At 63.4% G+C, this 20,370-nt stretch carries 18 protein-coding genes; 10 read left to right on the forward strand and 8 right to left on the reverse strand.

Annotated features, from left to right (window positions below; all coding sequences use genetic code 11):
* Nucleotides 1-170 precede the first annotated feature (170 nt).
* From exaC to NG898_RS02575, 6 genes are all read left to right on the forward strand, one after another.
* Entirely contained in the window at nt 171-1,691 is a 1,521-nt protein-coding gene (gene exaC, locus NG898_RS02550; protein ID WP_024972380.1) for an acetaldehyde dehydrogenase ExaC, read from the forward strand.
* Between the two features lie 261 nt (nt 1,692-1,952).
* Nucleotides 1,953-4,574, forward strand: coding sequence for a TonB-dependent receptor domain-containing protein (locus NG898_RS02555; protein ID WP_252690944.1), 2,622 nt, complete (start codon nt 1,953-1,955; stop codon nt 4,572-4,574).
* Between the two features lie 21 nt (nt 4,575-4,595).
* Nucleotides 4,596-5,666 carry a beta-propeller fold lactonase family protein gene (locus NG898_RS02560; RefSeq protein ID WP_252690945.1) on the forward strand — a complete coding sequence of 357 codons (1,071 nt, stop codon included), beginning with the start codon at nt 4,596-4,598 and terminating at the stop codon, nt 5,664-5,666.
* Entirely contained in the window at nt 5,653-6,228 is a 576-nt protein-coding gene (locus NG898_RS02565; protein ID WP_252690946.1) for a cytochrome b, read from the forward strand. Before NG898_RS02560 ends, NG898_RS02565 begins: the two co-directional genes overlap by 14 nt.
* Nucleotides 6,229-6,440: 212 nt before the next feature.
* The gene (locus NG898_RS02570) at nt 6,441-8,195 is read left to right on the forward strand and encodes a PQQ-dependent methanol/ethanol family dehydrogenase (protein WP_252690947.1); all 1,755 of its coding nucleotides are present in this window, start codon (nt 6,441-6,443) and stop codon (nt 8,193-8,195) included.
* Between the two features lie 71 nt (nt 8,196-8,266).
* A complete protein-coding gene (locus NG898_RS02575; protein WP_252691610.1) occupies nt 8,267-8,599 on the forward strand; it encodes a c-type cytochrome in 333 nt (110 codons plus the stop codon).
* A 68-nt stretch (nt 8,600-8,667) separates the two neighbouring features.
* On the opposite strand, the gene pqqE is transcribed toward NG898_RS02575, so the two are convergent.
* From pqqE to pqqA, 5 genes are all read right to left on the reverse strand, one after another.
* Nucleotides 8,668-9,870, reverse strand: a complete 1,203-nt coding sequence (gene pqqE / locus NG898_RS02580) for a pyrroloquinoline quinone biosynthesis protein PqqE (protein WP_252690948.1) — start codon at nt 9,868-9,870, stop codon at nt 8,668-8,670.
* On the reverse strand, nt 9,842-10,114 hold the full coding sequence (pqqD, locus tag NG898_RS02585) for a pyrroloquinoline quinone biosynthesis peptide chaperone PqqD (RefSeq protein WP_045206002.1): 273 nt from the start codon (nt 10,112-10,114) through the stop codon (nt 9,842-9,844). The genes pqqE and pqqD overlap by 29 nt, the downstream gene beginning before the upstream one ends.
* Nucleotides 10,095-10,805, reverse strand: coding sequence for a pyrroloquinoline-quinone synthase PqqC (gene pqqC, locus NG898_RS02590; RefSeq protein ID WP_252690949.1), 711 nt, complete (start codon nt 10,803-10,805; stop codon nt 10,095-10,097). Before pqqC ends, pqqD begins: the two co-directional genes overlap by 20 nt.
* On the reverse strand, nt 10,802-11,719 hold the full coding sequence (pqqB, locus tag NG898_RS02595) for a pyrroloquinoline quinone biosynthesis protein PqqB (RefSeq protein WP_252690950.1): 918 nt from the start codon (nt 11,717-11,719) through the stop codon (nt 10,802-10,804). Before pqqB ends, pqqC begins: the two co-directional genes overlap by 4 nt.
* A gap of 142 nt (nt 11,720-11,861) precedes the next feature.
* Nucleotides 11,862-11,936, reverse strand: coding sequence for a pyrroloquinoline quinone precursor peptide PqqA (gene pqqA, locus NG898_RS26065; protein ID WP_009277446.1), 75 nt, complete (start codon nt 11,934-11,936; stop codon nt 11,862-11,864).
* Between the two features lie 103 nt (nt 11,937-12,039).
* Here pqqA and NG898_RS02605 point away from each other — a divergent pair, with 103 nt between their 5' ends.
* Nucleotides 12,040-12,984 carry an alpha/beta fold hydrolase gene (locus tag NG898_RS02605; protein WP_252690952.1) on the forward strand — a complete coding sequence of 315 codons (945 nt, stop codon included), beginning with the start codon at nt 12,040-12,042 and terminating at the stop codon, nt 12,982-12,984.
* Here the strand turns inward: NG898_RS02605 and NG898_RS02610 are convergent.
* A complete protein-coding gene (locus tag NG898_RS02610) occupies nt 12,970-14,991 on the reverse strand; it encodes a sigma-54-dependent Fis family transcriptional regulator (RefSeq protein WP_252690953.1) in 2,022 nt (673 codons plus the stop codon). The genes NG898_RS02605 and NG898_RS02610 overlap by 15 nt on opposite strands.
* Nucleotides 14,992-15,257: 266 nt before the next feature.
* Here NG898_RS02610 and pedF point away from each other — a divergent pair, with 266 nt between their 5' ends.
* Together pedF and NG898_RS02620 are read left to right on the forward strand one after the other, a co-directional pair.
* Nucleotides 15,258-15,743: a cytochrome c-550 PedF gene (gene pedF / locus NG898_RS02615; RefSeq protein ID WP_252690954.1), complete on the forward strand. Its 486-nt coding sequence runs from the start codon at nt 15,258-15,260 to the stop codon at nt 15,741-15,743.
* Nucleotides 15,744-15,837: 94 nt separating this feature from the next.
* Complete coding sequence (locus tag NG898_RS02620; RefSeq protein ID WP_252690955.1) at nt 15,838-16,719, forward strand: substrate-binding periplasmic protein; 882 nt, start codon at nt 15,838-15,840, stop codon at nt 16,717-16,719.
* 86 nt (nt 16,720-16,805) lie between these two features.
* Here NG898_RS02620 and NG898_RS02625 read toward each other — a convergent pair whose 3' ends face one another.
* A complete protein-coding gene (locus tag NG898_RS02625) occupies nt 16,806-17,246 on the reverse strand; it encodes a hypothetical protein (RefSeq protein ID WP_252690956.1) in 441 nt (146 codons plus the stop codon).
* A gap of 327 nt (nt 17,247-17,573) precedes the next feature.
* The gene (locus NG898_RS02630; protein ID WP_252690957.1) at nt 17,574-18,395 is read right to left on the reverse strand and encodes a MipA/OmpV family protein; all 822 of its coding nucleotides are present in this window, start codon (nt 18,393-18,395) and stop codon (nt 17,574-17,576) included.
* Between the two features lie 223 nt (nt 18,396-18,618).
* Here NG898_RS02630 and NG898_RS02635 point away from each other — a divergent pair, with 223 nt between their 5' ends.
* Complete coding sequence (locus NG898_RS02635) at nt 18,619-20,346, forward strand: alkaline phosphatase family protein (RefSeq protein ID WP_252690958.1); 1,728 nt, start codon at nt 18,619-18,621, stop codon at nt 20,344-20,346.
* The last annotated feature ends 24 nt before the right edge of the window (nt 20,347-20,370 follow it).

Consider the following 20,370-nt stretch of genomic DNA (forward strand, 5'->3'; position numbering starts at 1 on the left):
ACACCTGTTGTTCCATTCTGGAGCACTCTCGCAAGCCGATTGGCGTGAACAGTCGATGCGGAGTGGATGCAGCATCCGCCGCAGGGGATGGCCCGGGTTTTGCAGATGACGACCGGACACAGCGCAGACAACGACGCTGCGGTCATCACTCAAACATCAGGAGACAACCCATGCGTTACGCTCATCCCGGCACTCCCGGCGCCATCGTTTCGTTCAAGCCGCGCTATGGCAATTTCATCGGTGGCGAATTCGTGTCGCCGGTCAAGGGCCAGTACTTCACCAACACCACGCCGGTGACGGGCGAGGTGATCGGCGAGTTCCCGCGCTCGACCGCGGAAGACATCGACCGCGCGCTCGACGCCGCCCATGCTGCCGCTGACGCCTGGGGTCGTACCTCAGTGCAGGACCGCTCGCTGATCCTGCTGAAGATCGCCGACCGCATCGAGCAGAACCTCGAGCTGCTGGCCGTGACCGAAACGTGGGACAACGGCAAGCCCGTGCGTGAAACGCTGAACGCCGACATCCCGCTGGCTGTCGACCACTTCCGCTACTTCGCTGGCTGCATTCGCGCGCAAGAAGGTTCCGCTGCCGAGATCAACGAGCACACCGTGGCGTATCACATCCACGAGCCGCTGGGCGTGGTCGGCCAGATCATCCCGTGGAATTTTCCGCTGCTGATGGCTGCATGGAAGCTGGCGCCTGCACTGGCTGCCGGCAACTGCGTGGTGCTCAAGCCGGCTGAGCAGACGCCGCTGGGCATCTGCGTGCTGATGGAACTGATTGGCGACCTGCTGCCGGCGGGCGTGCTCAACGTCGTGCATGGCTACGGCAAGGAAGCCGGCGAGGCCCTGGCTACCAGCAAGCGCATCGCGAAGATCGCCTTCACGGGCTCGACGCCGGTGGGCTCGCACATCATGAAGTGCGCGGCGGAAAACATCATCCCGTCGACGGTGGAGCTGGGTGGCAAGTCGCCCAACATCTACTTCGAAGACATCATGCAGGCCGAGCCGAGCTTCATCGAAAAGGCTGCCGAAGGCCTGGTGCTGGGCTTCTTCAACCAGGGCGAGGTGTGCACGTGCCCGTCGCGCGCGCTGGTGCAGGAATCCATCTACAGCCGTTTCATGGATGCGGTGATGACCAAGGTGGCCGCCATCAAGCGCGGTGACCCGCTCGACACCGACACGATGGTTGGCGCGCAGGCTTCGGAGCAGCAGTTCTACAAGATCCGCAGCTACCTGGAGATCGCGCAGGAAGAAGGCGCCGAATGCCTGGTCGGCGGCGACGTGGAAGTGCTGCCCGGCAATCTGTCGAAGGGCTATTACATCAAGCCGACGCTGCTCAAGGGCGACAACAGCATGCGCGTGTTCCAGGAAGAGATCTTCGGCCCGGTGATTGCCGTGACGACGTTCAAGGACGAAGCACAGGCGCTGCAGATTGCCAACGACACCGATTTTGGCCTGGGCGCCGGTCTGTGGACGCGCGACATCAACCGCGCGTACCGCGTGGGCCGCGCCATCAAGGCGGGGCGCGTGTGGACGAACTGCTACCACCTGTATCCGGCGCACGCAGCGTTCGGTGGCTACAAGAAGTCGGGCGTGGGCCGCGAGACCCACAAGATGATGCTCGACCACTATCAGCAGACCAAGAACCTGCTGGTGAGCTACGACACCAAGCCGCTGGGCTTCTTCTGATGGTGTAGCAGGACGGCTGGCGCATGGTCATCGACACCCGTGCGCCAGCCGCTGACCTGCGAGGCAAAGACCTCGCCGGCGAAAAAAGAAGAGGAGACATGGCCGTGTGCCAACCATTTGCCCTGCCGCAACGCGCGCAGGTGTCTTCCCCATTGCCGCTGACTCCCTGCCGGGATTAGCCACCGCCACGCCGTTCTCCGGGATGCGTCATCGAGACCCGCGCCCCGAGAACCGCGAGCGAGAACATCAGGGAGACACTTCGTGCATTCGAATACCAGCCGTTCGGGGAAGGGCGCCCGCCGTGCGCGCAATGCCGCGCTGCGCCTTGCTGGCGGGGTCGCTGCGCTCGCTGCCGTGGGCTCTTGCTCGCCCGCGTTGGCCGAAGACCAGATCGTGGCGGTGGCATTGCCGACCGCGCAGGTCGTGGGCTCTACCCCGATCGACAGCATTGGCGTGCCGCTGTCGCAGTTCCCTGCCAATGCGCAGCGCATTAGCGCAAAGGATGCGCGCGAGCAACGCAGCTCGAATCTGGCGGACCTGCTGAACGACAACCTCGGCCAGGTCAGCATCAGCAATGGGTCAGGCAATCCGTACCAGAACGACATCAACTACCGCGGGTTTCAGGTGTCGTCGCTGCTGGGTGTGCCCATTGGCGTGTCGGTCTACTTTGACGGCGTGCGGATGAACGAGCCCTTCGGCTCCATCGTGAACTGGGATCTGATTCCCATGAACGCGATGTCCAGCGTCAACATCCTGCCGGGCTCCAATCCGATGTTCGGCCTCAACACCCTGGGCGGCGCGCTGGTCGTCAACACGAAGAACGGCAAGGACAACGCAGGCACGTCGATCGAGGCACTGGGCGGGTCGTTTGGCCGCCGTGCGCTGAGCTTTGAGACCGGTATCGTCGACAAGGCACACGGCACCGATTACTTCGTCGCCGGCAACGTCGACCGGCAAGACGGCTTTCGCGATCACTCGGGTTCGAACGTCAAGCAACTGTATGGAAAAGCGCGGTGGCACGGCAACGACGGCGCTACCCAGCTGGAGCTGTCGGCCGCACTTGCAGATACTTCGCTGAGCGGCACGCAGTCGTTGCCGATGGACATGATGGCCAACCGCAGTGCCGCCTATACGTGGCCCGACACCATCTCAAACCGGATGGCGCTGCTGAACCTGAAGGGCAGCCATTGGCTGAACGACACCAACCAACTGGCCGGCAGCGTCTACTACCGCAAGGCCAGCCTTCACAACGTCAACAGCAATGCGCAACTCGACGACGGCTGTTTCAACGACGACGGCTCGCTGGCAACGACCACCGCAGGCGGCATCACCACGTACAAGTGCGCGAACAAGGCGCCCAATGGCACGGCAGTGAATGCCGTGACGGGCGCGAATGCCCTGGCGCTCGGCTACGGCCGCTGGACCAACGCCATCAACACGAGCATCGTCGATTCCGCCACGCATGAAGACACGGTAGGTACGTCCCTGCAGTGGTCGAATTTCAGCCAATTGGCGGGACGCAACAATACGTTCACCTTCGGTGGTGCGTTCGACCATTCGCGCATCACGTACGACCAGACCACATATCTGGCACGTTTGATCAACTATCAGGCGGTGGTGATCCCGAATCAAACGTACGGATTCACCGCCGATGGATCGGCGCCGTCGGCATCGAACCCGGCTTTGTTCACAGGCAGCAACGTGATCGGTTCGGTCAACCTGTCGTCCAACGTCAACAACTTCAGCGCGTACTTCACCGATACGTTCAGCGTGACGGACAAGCTGAGCGTGACCGCATCCGGAAGCTTCAACTACACCACGCTCAACCAGGGCGGTGCCAACAACAGGTATCTGAACGAAGACGGCGGTTACGCCTGGACGGACGACGTATCGGGCGTGTCGTATTACAACCCCGGCTACGCGAACGCCTACCGGTATTCGAACGCCGGATCGGGTGCGGCATCCGCCCCTAACGGTGTGCCGGCCGGCGCAGTGGCCGGCCCGGAAACCAATAGTCTGGCCGGCTCGCATCACTATCACCGGTTCAACCCGGCATTGGGATTCAACTACGACCTCGGGGCCGGGCAGGGCATCTTCGGCAGCTATAGCGAATCGATGCGCGCGCCGACATCGATCGAGCTGTCTTGCGCCGATCCAAACAGCCCGTGCTCGCTGCCGACCGGGTTCAACGGCGATCCGGACCTGAAAGCCGTGGTGGCCAAAACCATCGAGTTTGGCGGTCGCGGAAAGCTGGGCAAGTCCACCTACTGGAGTGCGTCGGTCTATGACTCGCGCCTCAGCAATGACATCCAGTTCATCGCCACGTCAAACACGTACGGCTACTTCGCCAACGTCGGCAAGACGGAGCGGCGTGGCTTTGAGCTGGGCGCCAGCACGAAGATCGACAAGTGGTCGTTGTCGGCCAACTTTGGTTATGTCGATGCGATCTACAAGTCGGCATTTACCACGGCCAGTGGGCAGAACGTGGTCAGCGGCAACAAGATCCCTGGCATCCCCGCAAAGACGCTCAAGCTTGGGCTCTCGTACGCCTTCAGCCCGAACCTGTCGATGGGCGGGAATGTGATTCTGGTCAGCAAGCAGATCGCGCACGGCAACGAAAGCAATGCCGACCCGAACGGCCAGGTGGCCGGCTACGGCCTCGTCAATCTGAACCTGCACTACAAGCCGACAAGCAACCTCGAAATCTCGGCGTACATCAGCAATCTGTTCAACAAGCGCTATTCCACGTATGGCCTGTCGGGCATGCGGAGCATCTACACGCTGGCGACGCAGCAGTTCATGACGCCTGCGCCGCCACGCGCAATCTGGATTGGCCTGACGTATTCGTTTGGAGGCAAAGCCTCCGGTGCCGACAAGGACTGAGCCCCCGTAGAAGAGACGATCATGAATGCATTGACCTACTACATCCGGATTGCCACGTTGATCAGCGTGGGTTTGGTATCCACCCTCCAGGCGGTAGCAGAGGTGCCGGACCCCGTCGCCTATGTCACGAATCAGGGCGGCGGCGTGACCGTGCTGAATGCACGCACGCTCAAACGGGTTGACGAGATTGCCGTGGGCAAGGACCCGCGCGGCCTTGCCGTCACCCCCGATGGCCGCTGGCTGCTGACGGCCAACCAGGGCAGCGCCGATGTGTCGGTGGTTGATACGGCCACACGCAAGGAGATCAAACGCATCGCAGTCGGCAGGAATGTCGAATTCATGCGCATCTCGCCCGACGGGCGCCGGGCGTTCGTCACCTACGAGCCTTCGTCGGAAGGTGGGCCGCCGGCCAAGAACGACAGTGCCCGGAAAGACGAAGGCGAGAAGGACGAAGCCCCCGCCGAAGTCGCGATTATCGATCTCAGCCAGTGGGCCGTGGTTGGCCGCATCAAGGCTGCACGCGAGACCGAAGCCATCGAGTTTTCACCGGAGGGCAAGTTGCTGCTGGTGGCGAACGAGGGTGACAACACGGTCGGTGTCTATGAGTTGTCCACGCTCAAGCAGATCCGGCGGGTGGATGTTGCGCCGTTCGGCAATCGGCCGCGCGGCATCAAGATCGCGCCGGATGGCAAGACCTATGTGGTGACACTCGAAAACTCGAACAACCTGTTGTTGCTCGACCCCGCTTTCAAGCCGATCAAGACTGTGCCCACAGGGCAGGGACCGTACGGCATCGCGTTTGACCGCGAGGGCCGATACCTCTGGGTGGCCGCCAGCCGCGCAGATCAGCTGCAGGTGTTCGATGCCCGCACCTTCGCGCCGGTGGCCGCCATTCCGGTCGGCAAGCGTTGCTGGCATTTCAGCTTCACGCCCGGAGAGCAGAAGCTGCTGCTCGCCTGTGGCCGGTCGAACAGTGTGCAGGTGATCGACGCGCAGAAGCGCGAGGTCGTCGATACGCTCCCGGGCTACAAGCTGCCCTGGGGTGTGGTGACCTATCCAACTTCAGTGGGCACTCTTGATGCGCCGCGCTGATCGCCCCTCCGCCGCACCGGCGCCGGCCTACGCGGGCCTGCCGATCGCTTTGCATTGGGCGAGCGCCTTGCTGCTATGCGGGCTGTTTGCGCTGGGCTACTACATGACGGGCCTGGCCAAGGGCGCGCCCGGAAAGGCCGCCTGGGTGAATCTGCATAAGTCGCTCGGCCTGACGGCGGCGCTGGTGATTGCGTGGCGCGTGGCCGTGCGCATACGCCGTGCTGCGCCCCCGTCAATTCCGGGGCTGCATTGCTGGGAGGCGGAGCTGGCGCGTATCACCCACCGCCTGCTCTACATGTGCATGGTCGTCATGCCGCTGTCGGGTTACGTCGGGTCTTCTTTCAATCAATACGGAACGCGCTTCTGGGGCGTGCCATTGCCGCGCTGGGGTTGGGTCGACAGCGCGCTGCAGCACATGTTCTACACGGTACACAGCACGACGGCCGACCTGCTGCTCTGCTTGGTTGCCTTCCACGTTGCCGGGGTGATCAAGCACCAATGGCTCGACGCACAGCGGTGCGTGCAGCGCATGTTGCCGGGCCGGCGCTCGCGCGCGCTGTAAGCCGCGGTCGTCGCGTGCTGCGTTCATTGCGCTGCTCCATTTCGCAACAGAACACACGATGTGTTGCGGTATGGCACGCAACACCGCACTGCAAGCTGGTTGAAACCGTGATTTCACGGTGTTTTTTGATGGCACGGGATTTGCCCTGAGTCCCACCGGTGTGACATCACACTGCCGGACCTGGACCATAAATAGAGGTAGAGGAGACAAGAATGAGGACACTACGAGTGATTGCACTTGCGGCTGCCATGGCGGCAGCAAGTGTTGCCGTGCACGCGGCAACGCCCCCCGTTACCGATGCCATGATCGAGAACGACGCGAAATCGTCGAACGACGTGCTGACCTGGGGCATGGGTACGCAAGGGCAGCGCTTCTCGACACTCACCAAGATCAACACGAAAAATGTCGGCCAGCTCGTGCCGGCTTGGTCGTTCTCGTTTGGCGGTGAGAAGCAGCGCGGGCAGGAAGCCCAGCCGCTGATCTACAACGGCAAGATGTTCGTCACGGCGTCGTACTCGCGCATCTATGCGATCGACCTGAAGACCGGCAAGAAGCTGTGGAAGTACGAGCAGCGTCTGCCCGAGGGCATCATGCCGTGCTGCGACGTCGTCAACCGCGGTGCTGCGCTGTACGACAATCTCGTCATCTTCTCTACGCTGGATGCGCAACTGATCGCGCTCAATCAGGACACCGGCAAAATCGTCTGGAAAGAGAAGATCGAAGACTACGCCGCCGGCTACTCGACGACCGCCGCACCGCTGATTGTGAAGGGCATGGTGCTGACGGGCGTGTCGGGTGGCGAGTTTGGCGTGGTAGGTCGCGTGGAAGCGCGCGATGCCAAGACTGGCCAGTTGATCTGGTCGCGTCCGACCGTCGAAGGCCACATGGGCTACAAGTACGACAAGGACGGCAACAAGACCGAGAACGGCATGACGGGCACGCTCAACGCGAGCTGGCCAGGCGAGACGTGGAAGACCGGTGGCGCATCGACGTGGCTGGGCGGCACGTATGACGCGCAGACCAACCTCGTCTACTTCGGCACCGGCAACCCGGGGCCGTGGAACAGCCACCTGCGCAAGGGCGACAACCTGTATTCATCGTCGACGCTGGCCATCGACCCAGACACTGGCAAGATCGTCTGGCACTACCAGAACACCCCGAACGACGGTTGGGATTTCGACGGCGTGAACGAGTTCGTCACGTTCGACTTGGACGGCAAGCGCGTCGGCGGCAAGGCTGACCGCAACGGCTTCTTCTACGTGAACGACGCAAAGACCGGCAAGCTGCTCAACGCGTTCCCGTTTGTGAAGGTCAACTGGGCCACCAGCATCGACCTCAAGACCGGCCGCCCGAACTACGCACCGGACCACCGCCCGGGCGATCCGGCGCAGGCCACGGGTGAAGAGAAGAAGGGCAAGGCGGTGTTTGCCGAGCCCGGCTTCCTTGGCGGCAAGAACCAGATGCCGATGGCATACAGCCCGCAAACCGGCCTGTTCTACGTGCCCGCCAACGAGTGGGGCATGGACATCTGGAACGAGCCCGTCAGCTACAAGAAGGGCGCGGCCTACCTGGGTGCCGGCTTCACCATCAAGCCGCTCAATGAGGATTACATCGGCGCACTGCGCGCGATCAACCCGAAGACCGGCAAGATCGAATGGCAGATCAAGAACAACGCGCCGCTGTGGGGTGGTGTGATGACGACTGCCGGCGGCCTGGTGTTCTGGGGCACGCCCGAGGGTTACCTGAAGGCGGCTGATGCCAAGACCGGCAAGGAGCTTTGGGAATTCCAGACCGGCAGCGGCATCGTTGCGCCCCCCGTCACCTGGGAAGACAACGGCGAGCAATTCGTGGCCGTGGTGTCGGGCTGGGGTGGTGCAGTGCCGCTGTGGGGCGGTGAAGTGGCCAAGCGCGTGAACTTCCTGGAGCAGGGCGGTTCGGTTTGGGTGTTCAAGCTGCACAAGAACTGACGTGCTGAGTTGAGCGCTGTGCGCCCCGTGCGGCGCACAGCCTCTCGCACAGCTTCATGGAGTTTCAGATCGTGATCATGCGTAATGGAGTGTTTTCGTTGCTGGCGGTAGCGTGCGCAGCAATTGGAGCGGCGCCCGCCCAAGCCGCGCCCGACATGCAGGCCCTGGCCGACAAGAGCGGCTGTTTCTCGTGCCACAGCATGCATGCCAAGATCGTCGGCCCAGCCTTTGCCGACGTGGCCGCGAAGTACAAGGGCGATGCTGATGCGCCGACCAGACTGGCGCAGAAAGTACGCGACGGCGGCAAGGGCACGTGGGGCCGCATTCCAATGCCTCCGCATCCCAATCTCAAGGAAGACGAGGCGAAGCAATTGGTGGCCTGGGTGCTAAGTTCGGGCTCGTAAGTTTCTACGTTGCTTGCAAGGGAAGAGGGCCGGCATTGTCCGGCCCTTCTTTCTTCTATGACCGCGCTCTACGGCTGTGTGAGCCGGCGCGAATTAGCATCGGTCCGGAACATGATCGGCACTTCACCGGTACGGGTGTCCCGCATCTGCCCGAAGCCGTTCATCGCAGCCATCCGGCCTTGCAGCACCACCTTCTGCAGCGCGCCGTGATCTGCAGACTTTCCGCACACCGGGTCGGTGCGCGTCGCATCGCCCGTCAGCAGATACGCCTGACAGCGGCAGCCGCCCGCATCTTCTTCGCGCGATTCGCATGACTGGCACGGCTCCGGCATCCAGTGCGTGCCGCGAAAGCGCTGAAAGGCGTCGCTGCTTCGCCAGATGTCGCGCAGCGGCTGGCTGAGCACATTGGGCAGCTCCAGCCCCGGCAACATGCGCGCGGAATGGCAGGGCAGCGCAACGCCATCCGGCGCGATGCCCAGGAATGTTGTGCCCCAGCCGTTCATGCACTTCTTCGGGCGCTGCTCGAAGTAATCCGGCACGACGTAAAGCAATTGGCATCGGTTGCCAATGCGGGTCCGGTAGTCATTTACGACGGCCTCGGCATCGCGCAGTTGCTCCAGGGTCGGCATCAGCGCCAGGCGGTTCTCCCATGCCCAGCCGTAGTACTGCGTGTTGGCAAGCTCCAGGTATTCAGCGCCGATCTCCAGCGCCATGTCGATGATGGCGCCCACGTGCGGCAGGTTGTGCCGGTGCATCACGCAGTTCATCACCATCGGATAACCATGAGCCTTGATGAGATCGGCCACGCGGCGCTTCAGGTCGAAGGTGCGCGTGCTCGACAGAAAGTCGTTCATCTCGCGCGTGGAGTCCTGGAACGACAACTGAATATGGTCGAGCCCCGCAGCGCGCAACGCCCCAAGACGCGCGTCGGTCAGGCCCACCCCGGACGTCACAAGGTTCACGTAGAACCCGAGCCCATGCGCATGCGCCACCAGCGTTTCAAGATCCTTGCGCAATAGCGGCTCGCCGCCCGACAGGCCAAGCTGCACCGCGCCCAGCGCGCGCGCCTGGGTGAATACGTCGCACCACTGCTCCGTGGTGAGTTCCTGATTGTGCCGTGTGTAGTCGACCGGGTTGGAGCAGAAGGCGCAATGCAGCGGGCAACGGTAGGTCAGCTCGGCCAGCAGCCAGAGCGGCGGACCAGGCATCGGCGCAGCTGCCGGCGCCAGCAGCGATTCGGCTTCAAACGAGCCAGCCGCGTTCAAGTGCATGTTTGACAAAGGCGTGGACCTCCGGAGCGATGCCCTGCACGCCAAAGGCGGATTGCAGGTCATCGATCAGCATGTCGAGGGTATGGGCGCCGTCGCAGCGCTGCAGGATTGCGGCCGCGCTGTCATTGAGCGTGACCATGCCCTCGGGATACAGCAGCACCCAGCTCTGCTGCATGTCTTCCCATTGCAGCCGGAAGGTCCGGTGCAGCATGGGGTGGGCCGGATCAGGCAAGGGAGGGCTCATGTGCGTGGGCCTGTTGGATGGCATCGAGCATCGACCAGAGGATGTCGAGCTTGAACTGCAGGATGTCCAGCGCACGCTGTTGTTGCTCGGGCGTGCGGAAGTAGTCGAGGGTCACGCGCAGGCCGTGCTCGACATCGCGCGAGGCCAGCGGAATGCGCGAGCGGAAGTACGCCAGCCCTTCTGGCTGCACCCACGGATAGTGATCGGGCCAGCCGGCCAGCCGCTCCTTGTGGATGTCCGGCGCGAACATCTCCGTGAGCGAGGAGCACACCGCCTCCTGCCACGGCGCTCGGCGCGCAAAGTTCACATACGCATCCACCGCAAAGCGCACGCCCGGCAGCAGATACCGGTGAGACCACAGTGCGTCGCGCGTCAGCCCCACGGCTTCGCCCAGCCGCACCCAGCTTTCGATGCCGCCAGGGCGTGTCTCGTCACCGTCGTGATCATGAATGCGGACGATCCACTCGCGCCGCGTCGCCCGGTCAGGGCAGTTGGACAGGATGGCGGCATCCTTGAGCGGGATGTTGACCTGGTAGTAGAACCGGTTCGCAACCCACGTGCGGATTTCCTCCGGCGTGCATTCGCCGGCGCGCATGCGCAAGTTGAACGGATGATGGATGTGATAGCCCGCCTGCTTCGCGCGCAACCGCGCTTCGAAGTCTTCGGCCGTCCACGCAACAGGATGTGTCATAGCGAGATTTCCATGCCGTCGTAAGCCACCTCGATGCCGTGCGCCTCCAACTCGCGGCGCTGCGGCGAGTCTTCATCGAGGATCGGGTTGGTGTTGTTGATGTGGATGAGCACCTTGCGCGTTGCCGGCAACTGGTCGAGCACTTCAATCATGCCGCCCGGGCCCGATTGCGCGAGGTGGCCCATGTCGCCTGCCGTCTTGGTGGAAAAGCCAAGGGCGAGCATCTCGTCGTCCTGCCAGCAGGTGCCGTCCACCAGCACCACGTCGGCCGCGCCCATCTCGTCGAACACATGCGGTTCGACGCGCGCGAGACCCGGCGCGTAGAACGCCCGCCGACCGGTCTTTCTGTCGACGATGCGCAAGCCGATGTTGTCGCCCACGCGGCGCGCGTTGCGGCTGGGCGAATAGGGCGGCGCCTTGCTCTCCAGCGGGATTGCCGTCAACGCCACGTCGTCGAGCGGAGGCACTGAGAACGCCGTGCCGTCCAACGCGAGCGCGCGCGTGTCGAGACCGCAGTAGTGCGACAACATGCGTGTGAGCGGGAAAGCGGTGGACAGATCGCTGATGACCGCCGCGCTGGCATAGACGGGCAGCGCTTGCCGATGCTCGCGCAGCATCAGCAGGCCGGTCACGTGGTCGATCTGCGCATCGATCAGCACGACGCCAACGATGCCCGTATCACGCGGCGCGCGCGCGGGTTGCAGCGCCGGTGAACTGCGCAGCTGCGCGAGGATGTCCGGCGAGGCATTCACCACGATCCAGTTGTGTTGGCCGTCGCCGAGTGCGATGGACGACTGCGTGCGCGGGGTGGCACGCACGGTGCCGCGCCGCACGCCATCGCAATTGCGACAGTTGCAGTTCCACTGTGGGAAACCGCCGCCGGCGGCCGAGCCGAGAACCCTGAGTATTGTCATGATGCAGATCCAACGTGTCGGGCGGATTGAGCAAGAAGTCGGCCAGGGGATAGCGAGAAAGCCTGCGAGCCGCGAGCCGAAAAAAAACCCGCCGTGAAGAACCGGCGGGCCTGTGGAGCCTTGCGTGCTCAGCCGTGCAGCATCAGCGGTTGGCGATGTACATGGTGATCTCGAACCCGAGTCGCAGTTCGGTGTAGGCGGGCGTTGTCCAGTTCATGTCTCCTCCTTGAGGGTTGGCATAGTTAGTGAGTGCACTGCATTGTTCAGCGATTGCGCAGGCGTTTGCCGAACGCAGCCGCATCGTCATCAAGGCAACATCCATGCCCACTTCCGACTGGCCAACCACATCCGCCCGCTTCAATCTGCGCACGCCGGACGGCCATTGCCTGCATGTGAGCCAATGCGGGCCCAACAGCGGCGAACCATGGCTGGTGCTGCATGGCGGCCCCGGCAGCGGCTGCGCGCCTTCAATGGTCGCGTGGTTCGATCCGCTGCTGCATCGCGCCGTGCTGCCGGACCAGCGCGGTGCCGGGCGTTCACGGCCGGCCGGCACGCTACGGCGGAACACGGTAACGGCGCTGCTGGCTGATCTTGAGCAACTGCGCATTGCGCTCGGCATTGAGCGTTGGGGCGTGGTCGGCGGCTCATGGGGCGCAGCGCTGGCGCTGGCCTACGCCGATCGTTTCCCCGATGCCGTATCGGCACTCGTGCTGCGCGGCGCTTTCCTCACCGGTTTCGACGATGTGCAGGCGCTGTTCAACGCGCGCGGCCCCGGCCGTGATCTCTTGCGAAGCATCGACGGGCGAGTCGAGGGTTTTCCCGCGGCCCGTGGTCGCCTTCTCGTTGCAACAGACATGTTGCAGCTTGGTACAACTGTTCAGAAATTGAACATCGCCAGGGCGTGGCAGCGTGCGGAACATCGTTTGTTGGGTCTGCAGCCACAGGCACGTCGCCAAACCTGGCAACAGCGCATGGCCCTGGTGCGCAAGTACCGCTTGCAGGCGCATTACCTGTATCGGCGGGCGGGGCTTGGGAAATCAGCGTTGCTGCGGGCGGCTGCGCGTATCGGCGCGAGGGGATTGCCGGTGACGCTGCTGCATGGGCGGGAAGACAACGTTTGCCGCCCCCGGAATGCGCTGCGATTGTCTGCAGCGATACCGCATGCGCGGTTGGTGTGGGTGCCGGGCGGGCACTTGGCGGTGGGGGAGATGGCCAAAGCGCTGGGCGCCGCCATCCGTGCGTCGGCGTGGTCAGTCGGTGTCTGAGGGCAAGCCGCCTGCCTCATCGATCCTGCGGTAGATCGTGTTGCGTGAAATGCCGAGCGCCTTGGCAGCGGCGGAGATGTTGCCGTTGTGCGCCTTCACGGCCGCCATGATGGTCATGCATTCCACATCGGCAAGCCGCTTGGGCTGCGTGCCGCCACCGGCTTGATGCGTGGCAGGCGGCACAGCTACTGCCGGCGCCACGACATTGTTCGCAGCCGGCTGGTCGCCATGGCGCGCCTGCCAGTCTTCAAGAAAATCGTCCGGCAGATGGTCTTCGGTGATCTCCGGCGCGCCTTCGGCCATCAGCCGTGCGGTGCGCAGCAGATTGCCGAGCTGGCGGATGTTGCCGGGCCAGTGATAGCTGCGGAACATCTGCATCACGGCTTCGCTGATGGGGGGCGCGTCGGCCTGTTCGAGCTTCAGCAGCTTGTCGGCCACGACGTCCAGGTCGGTGCGCTCGCGCAATGCGGGCAGGCGCACGACCAGGCCGTTCAGGCGGTAGTAGAGGTCTTCGCGGAACTGTCCGCTGGCGACCATCTCGCGCATGTTGCGGTGCGTCGCGCACACGACCGTCACATCCACCTGGATCAGCTTGTTGCTGCCCAGCGGCGAGACTGCCCGCTCTTGCAGGGCGCGCAGCAGCCGGGCCTGCAGGTGCAGCGGCATGTCGCCGATCTCGTCGAGGAAGAGCGTGCCGCCGTTGGCCAGCACCATCTTGCCGATGCCGCCCTTCTTGCGCGCGCCCGTAAAGGCGCCTTCTTCGTAGCCGAACAGTTCAGATTCAATGAGCGCTTCCGGAATCGACGCGCAATTCACGGCGATGAAGGGGCCGGCGTGGCGCGGGCTGTCGGCGTGGATGGCGCGCGCGAGCAGTTCCTTGCCGGTGCCCGTTTCGCCCAGGACCATGACAGGGATGTCCTTGCCGATGACCTTGCGCAGCTTGCCGATCACGGTCTGGATCTGCGCGTCGCCGGTATCCAGCGCCTCCAGGCTGGCCGGTTGCCGGGATGGCTCGATGTAGGCCCGGCGCGGTGCCGTGTCGCGGTCGATCGAAAGATCGGCGCCCATCGCGCCGCCCACCATGTGGTTGGCCGGCCGTTTCCATTCGACGCGCGCAAACACCTTCACGCCGCTGGGCAACTGCAACTGCACGATGCCTGCCGCTGCGGTGCGTTCCCGGTCGATCAACTGCGACATCGACAGCCCGAACAGCGAGGAAAAGGTGTGTGCATGCAGCGCGCGGATCGACAGGCCAAGCTGGAATTCGCCGCTGCGGTTGGCCGACAGGAAGCGCCCCGCTGGGGTGAACGCCGCAATGCCCTCGACCAGCGTGCCGATGAATTCAGGGCGCGAGTGGAAGTGGATGCAGACCACGTCCTGGAACGTGTTGGCAAACAACTGGTTCTCGATCATCTGCGCCGACATGCGCACCAGCGCCATAGTGTGCTTGTGGAAGCCACGATGATCACCCGTCACATCGAGCGCACCCACGGTGGCGCCGTACGGATCGAAGATCGGCGCACACGAGCAGGTGAGGAACTGGTTGGCCTGCAAGTAATGCTCGGAGCCGTGGACCAGCGTGGGTTTGCTCTCGGCCAACGCCGTGCCGATGGCGTTGGTGCCGCGGCTCGCTTCCGACCACAGCGCGCCGGGCTGCAGCGCCACCTTGCTGGCCTGAGCGAGGAAATCATCGTCCCCCATCGAATGCAGGATCAGGCCCGACGTGTCGGTCAGGATCACCATGCTCTGCGTGTTGACGATCTGGCTGTAGAGCGTCTCCATCACGGGCAGCGCATGCGTGAACAGCGACTGGCTGCGCTCGATCTCGGTTTTTAGCTCGTTGTGCAGCACCGGGCAAAAGTCGGGCGACTCATAGGGCCGCAGGCCGTACGACTTGGATCGCTCGTGGGACTGCGCGATCAGTTCGGGCTGATCGTTCGGGGCATCACCGAGCGCGGCTGAGGCGTTCTCGGAAGCGCGCGGGTCGGCTGCCGCGTGAGGGGTCATGGTGTGTCTCCTTAAACCTCGCCCGCAATCTGTGTGCGGGTCGCCCGGATCGCCTCATTTGAGCAGGATGCGAACCGGAAGTGTTGCGCCATGAAGCAAGACCCTTGCCAGGGTGTTGCATTCCTGAGCACCTGTGCCAACCGATGCATCCGAGATCCGGAGCGTTTGGCGGATGTTGGCCGTGTCCTCCGGCAGGTTTGCGCCTTGGTATGGCTCTTGCAGAAATGCCTCCCAAAAATCGTTTCAACGACAACAAGGAGACACTCTTGAAAACGCCTCGCAACTTGCTCGCGCTGCTTTCTGCCTGCGCACTTCTGGCCGGGGGATTGCCCACAGCCACATCCGCTCACGGCGATGTCACGCCTCAGGCCGTAGACACGCACACCTTACCGCAACTCGGCGCCGATTGGCGTCAGGACAATCCATACCGGACAAGTCCCGCACACGACGAAGCGCTGCGCATCGGCTCCTCCGCGTTCAACCAAAACTGCGCCCGCTGCCACGGGCTGGAGGCCATCTCCGGCGGGATCGCGCCCGACCTGCGCAAGCTCGACACCGACTGCATGTCGTTGGCCGACGCCAAGAAGAAGGAAGCCTGCTATGGCGAGGTGTCGCAGTACTTCACCGCCACGGTCCGCCACGGGCGCACCCGCGATGGCCGCGTCTACATGCCGCCGTTTGAAGGCGTGCTGACCCAGGAAGCGGTCTGGTCAATCAAGACGTACTTGGAATCGCGCCGCGTACAGGAGTAGGTCGGCCTGCCACAGTTGGCAGCTTGGCGAGCCGGTGCTGTCGCTGCCTTCGTGTGCATCGGCTCGCTCATTTTTTTCCGCCTGGAGATGTCTCATGAACGCCCGTTCTCGGTTGGCCGCGGCCGGAGCTTTTCGCCGCCTTGCCAGCCTCCTGCTTGCCGCGACAGCCATGGTGGTGAGCGCCGTGCCCGCACACGCCGACATGGCGAAGATCCGCCAGAGCGGCGCCCTGAAGGTCGCGCTGTACAAGGGCCTGCCGCCGTTCTCCGACAACGTTGGTGGGCAATTCAGCGGCATCGACGTGGCGCTCGCCAATGCGCTCGGCAAGCAGATGGGGCTGTCGGCATCGCTGCTGCCCTTTGATGCGGATGACGACGGCATGTCGGGCGACCTGCGCAACATGGTCTGGAAGGGGCATTACCTCGGGTACGGCCCGGCCGACGTGATGCTGCATGTGCCGGTCGACCCGAATTTCATTCGCCAGAATGGCCAGGTGCTGATCGTCGCGCCGTACCTTCGCGAAGGCTATGTGCTGGTGTATGACAGCGAACGCGTCCACAGGGTCAGCAGTTTCGAAGATCTCGCCGGCCAGGCGACCGGCGCCGAGCAGGGATCGGGTGGTGCGAGCGCGCTGCTTTCCAGCGCCAACGGTGCCCTGCGCGACAAGGTGAAGATCTATCCGGAGGCCAACGAAGCCCTGCGCGCGCTGTTTTCCGGCCAGATTGCCGCGGCAATGGTGACGCGGGCGCAATATGAAAGTGCGCTGAAGGCGCAGAACCAATCTGCCACACGCTTTGTGGCGACCGAACTGCAGTCGCCGCTGCTGCCAGCACGTGGCTGGGCGATCGGCATGGCCGTCAAGGCGGATCAGCGTGAACTGGCGCAGGCGCTGGAGAGCGCGCTCAATGCACTGCGCGCCAGCGGCGAGCTGCAGCGCATCTTTGCGCAATACGGCGTGTCGATGGTGGCACCGTAGGCGCCACCACCTGCCCACGGAGTCGAACGTGTCGACGTACCTGATGCGCTGGCGGTGCGGGCTGGCCGCCCCGGCCAGCTCCCGTGCTACGCCTTCTCCGCCGCGGCGTGCTTGGAGGGCAACGCGCTCACGTTGTCATCAAACTCCGAATCCACAGGGATCTTCGAGAAGTGGTGGATCTTCGGCGCGTGCGAGTCGTCGACCTGCGCGTCGTGCGGGTCGATGAACGACATTGCGGTGCGGCGCTTGAGCAAGTGTGAGTCGCGCGATTGCGATTCGCGCCACAGCTCGGCCGTGAACTTGAGGCCGGCGCGCAATGCGTGGGCGCTTTCCTGCTTGCCCTTGCGCTGGTCGGAGACGCGCTCGATGCCCTTCTTGACGACGTCTTCCAGGAACGTGATACGGGCGCGGTAATAGTCCGCGTGCATTTGTGCATCCATCACGCGCTGCTCTGCCTGGTACAGCTCCATGCGCAATTCGCTTAGCGCGCGTTCGGCCTGCTTCTCGGGAGAGGGTGCGTGGCTCAAGGCCCAGTTTGCAATCCACCGCAACATGGTCAAGCCCTCCTGTCTTGCGGTGTCCGCCGCCGGTGGGAAGACACCGTTCACTGCCCGCGCATTGATCGGAAGTGATCGCCGCTTGCCAAACAGACTAGCAAAAAAACCAGGGCGATTGCGCTAGTCCACGTGCATGCCTGTTGTGAAAAGGAAGCATGGTCCGTTTGGCTGAGAGGCGCGCAGGCCAAGTTCTGGTCTTATAGGCGGATTGCCTCGTGCATACAGTTTGCGAGGCAAACGTCACCTGCCTGCGCAAGCGATTGCGCACATGGCGGCGCCCTTTTTTTGCGCGCGACGTCAGCGGAACCGGTACGTAAGCGAAGCCATGGCCGTGGTCTGCTGGCGGCGCTGCGTGATTGGGCTGTCGGCAGCATCTCCTTGCAACCGCGCAACCGTGAGCGAGCCATTGGCCGTCCACCGGTCATCCAGCTTGCAGGTGACGATGGCATTGAAGTGGATGTCGCGCAGCCCCGCATGCGTGGCAAATACCGGCAAGCCCGAACGGGCGCTCTGCCCATCGTCCACGCCAAAGAACGTACGCATGTACTGACCGTTCGTCCATGACACGCCGGTGCCAAGGCTGAACAGCCAGCGGCCGAGCGGCGCGCTTGCGTAGACATCGGCGTTGGCGATCAACCCCTGGCGGTTACCGAGGATGTCCTGCTCCGCATCGGTGGACAGCGTGAGGAACGACACCGTGTACTGCGCGAATGCCTTTGCGCGCACCGTGGCATTGACGTTGCCCAGACCGTTCAGGCGCGCGTCGTCATGCGCATGGCGCCAAGTCGGGTCGAACTGGAAGTTGCCGCCCACCTGCCACGTGTCGTTGTTAGCCAGGTACACGCCCGCAAAGTCCATCCCCTTGGAAAAGAACCGGTGCTTGTATTCGATCTCCTGATCGATCCACGGAAACACGAAGCTCGATTTCGCGCCTGGGTACTTGGGCGACATGTAGATCGCTGGGCCGACAGCAATGCTCCAGTCGCTGGCTTCGGCGCTGTTTTTTGCGCTGACGGCAGGTGCGGTCTGTGCCTGGGCAGCGCTGGTTAACCACCCGCTAACCACGACCAAAGAAAGACGGACCAGAAGGTGGAGCAGGGCACGCGAAGGCAGCGGCATGAGCGAACGGAAATCGAGAGAAAAGCGATTGGATGGAACGGCGGGCACGCCATTCTAGTGGAACCGCCCGAACGGTTGACGATGGTGCAAACGTTGGCTCATCCGGCCAGCGGATCGAGCGTTACATTTGTCATGCAAGCGACACGGGTGGGTCGTCGAGCAGACATACAGCGAGGCTAGCGTGACCGGGCCGCCTGATGGCGGTAACCCAGAGGAGAAGCCCGTGTCCCCCCAGAAAACTCTTGCTGTTGCCGTGCTTTCCACGCTGGCATGTGGTCTGTCGACGCATGCTTACGCCGATGACGATGATGCGCACCACGCGCACGCCAGGCATGTCCTGCTGATCTCGGTCGATGGCTTGCATCAGGCGGATCTTGACTGGTACGTCGGCAACCATCCGGGCTCCACGCTGGCGCGCCTCGTGCGCCAGGGCGTGAGCTACCGCAATGCCCGCACACCGTTTCCGTCTGACTCGTTTCCGGGCATGGTCGGCCAGGTGACCGGCGGCAACCCCAAGACCACCGGCATCTACTACGACGACGCTTACAGCCGCAGCCTGCTCCCGGCCGGCACGACGGCCGCCAACTGCCACACCACCAAGCCGGGTGCTGAAGTTTTCTATGCCGAAGTCATCGCGAAAGACCCGAGCCGCCTCGACAGCGGCCAGGGCATCGCGGGCCTGTATGCTGATCTCTCGAAGATCTCGCAGCTGACGAGCCGCGCGCAGGACGTGATCGATCCGGCTCTTCTACCGGTATCGCCCGTTACCTGCGCGCCGGTGTATCCGCACCAGTATCTGAAGGTCAACACGGTGTTCGAAGTGGCGCGCAAGCATGGCTTGCATACGGCCTGGTCGGACAAGCATGCCGCGTACGAAATCCTCAACGGACCGAGCGGCCAGGGTATCGATGATCTGTTCGCGCCGGAGATCAACAGCTCCGTGACCGACCCGTCGCTGCCGGCCGGCCCAGGAGCCGACTGGACGAAAGACAATACAAATACGCAGCGTTACGACAGCTTCAAGGTGCAGGCCGTGTTGAACTGGCTCGCCGGCCACGACCACGCCGGCAACGGCAAGCCGGGCGTGCCCGCCATTCTAGGCATGAACTTCCAGGCCGTATCGACCGCGCAGAAGCTGAACAAGTCGGCGTATTACCCGGACCCATCCAATACTGCCAACAAGGTGTCGGGCGGCCTGGGTGGCTACACCAACAATGGCACGGTGCCGGGCGTGGTCCTGCAAAGCGCGCTCACCTTCGTCGACAACAAGCTGGGCGAGCTGGTCAAGGCGGCCGACCCATCCAACACGGTGGTGATCGTTTCGGCCAAGCACGGCCAGTCACCTAACAGCCGCGCAGACCTTACGATTGTCAACGACGGCGACATGATCGACGCGCTCAACTGCGCTTGGGAAAAGTACGCCGCGACCTGCAAGGATGCGACCAAGCCGCACCTCGTGGCACACGCGATGGACGACGACGGCATCCTGCTGTGGTTGAACGACCGCTCTGCGGCCGCGCTGCAGTTTACGAAGCAGTTTCTGCTGGGCTACTCAGGTACAGGCGTGGGTTCGGATGCGGCGGGCAATGCCGTCGCCAAGCCTTTTACGCAGGCCGGCGCGAGCCGCTTTGTGGTGGGCGAGGAAGTGGCCGACTTCTTTGGCGTGAAGCCCAGCGATGACCGCGATCCGGATGTCGTCGGTATCGCGCAGCAGGGCACGGTGTGGGCCGGCAGCAAGCTGTCGAAGATCGCGGAGCACGGCGGCTTCCGTCCGGAAAATCGGCACGTCCCGATCGTGGTGTGGGGTGCAGGTGTCAACGCTGGCATCGTGGACGAACGCGTCGACACCAACCAGATCGCCCCGACGATCCTCAGCGAGCTGGGTCTCAAGCCGCACGAACTGCAAGCCGTGCAGATCGAAGGCACGAAGCGTCTGCCGCATCTGCACTGATTCGGTTCGCGCTAGAAAAAAACG

This window comes from Ralstonia mojiangensis, assembly GCF_023955645.1.
Lineage (GTDB): Bacteria > Pseudomonadota > Gammaproteobacteria > Burkholderiales > Burkholderiaceae > Ralstonia > Ralstonia mojiangensis.

What these genes read in the sequence shown, in the direction of transcription:
- exaC (WP_024972380.1), top strand. Translation starts at nt 171, where the DNA reads ATGCGTTACGCTCATCCCGGCACTCCCGGCGCCATCGTTTCGTTCAAG.
- NG898_RS02560 (WP_252690945.1), top strand. Translation starts at nt 4,596, where the DNA reads ATGAATGCATTGACCTACTACATCCGGATTGCCACGTTGATCAGCGTG.
- NG898_RS02565 (WP_252690946.1), top strand. Translation starts at nt 5,653, where the DNA reads ATGCGCCGCGCTGATCGCCCCTCCGCCGCACCGGCGCCGGCCTACGCG.
- NG898_RS02570 (WP_252690947.1), top strand. Translation starts at nt 6,441, where the DNA reads ATGAGGACACTACGAGTGATTGCACTTGCGGCTGCCATGGCGGCAGCA.
- pqqE (WP_252690948.1), bottom strand. Translation starts at nt 9,870, where the DNA reads ATGCACTTGAACGCGGCTGGCTCGTTTGAAGCCGAATCGCTGCTGGCG.
- pqqD (WP_045206002.1), bottom strand. Translation starts at nt 10,114, where the DNA reads ATGAGCCCTCCCTTGCCTGATCCGGCCCACCCCATGCTGCACCGGACC.
- pqqC (WP_252690949.1), bottom strand. Translation starts at nt 10,805, where the DNA reads ATGACACATCCTGTTGCGTGGACGGCCGAAGACTTCGAAGCGCGGTTG.
- pqqB (WP_252690950.1), bottom strand. Translation starts at nt 11,719, where the DNA reads ATGACAATACTCAGGGTTCTCGGCTCGGCCGCCGGCGGCGGTTTCCCA.
- NG898_RS02605 (WP_252690952.1), top strand. Translation starts at nt 12,040, where the DNA reads ATGCCCACTTCCGACTGGCCAACCACATCCGCCCGCTTCAATCTGCGC.
- NG898_RS02610 (WP_252690953.1), bottom strand. Translation starts at nt 14,991, where the DNA reads ATGACCCCTCACGCGGCAGCCGACCCGCGCGCTTCCGAGAACGCCTCA.
- NG898_RS02620 (WP_252690955.1), top strand. Translation starts at nt 15,838, where the DNA reads ATGAACGCCCGTTCTCGGTTGGCCGCGGCCGGAGCTTTTCGCCGCCTT.
- NG898_RS02630 (WP_252690957.1), bottom strand. Translation starts at nt 18,395, where the DNA reads ATGCCGCTGCCTTCGCGTGCCCTGCTCCACCTTCTGGTCCGTCTTTCT.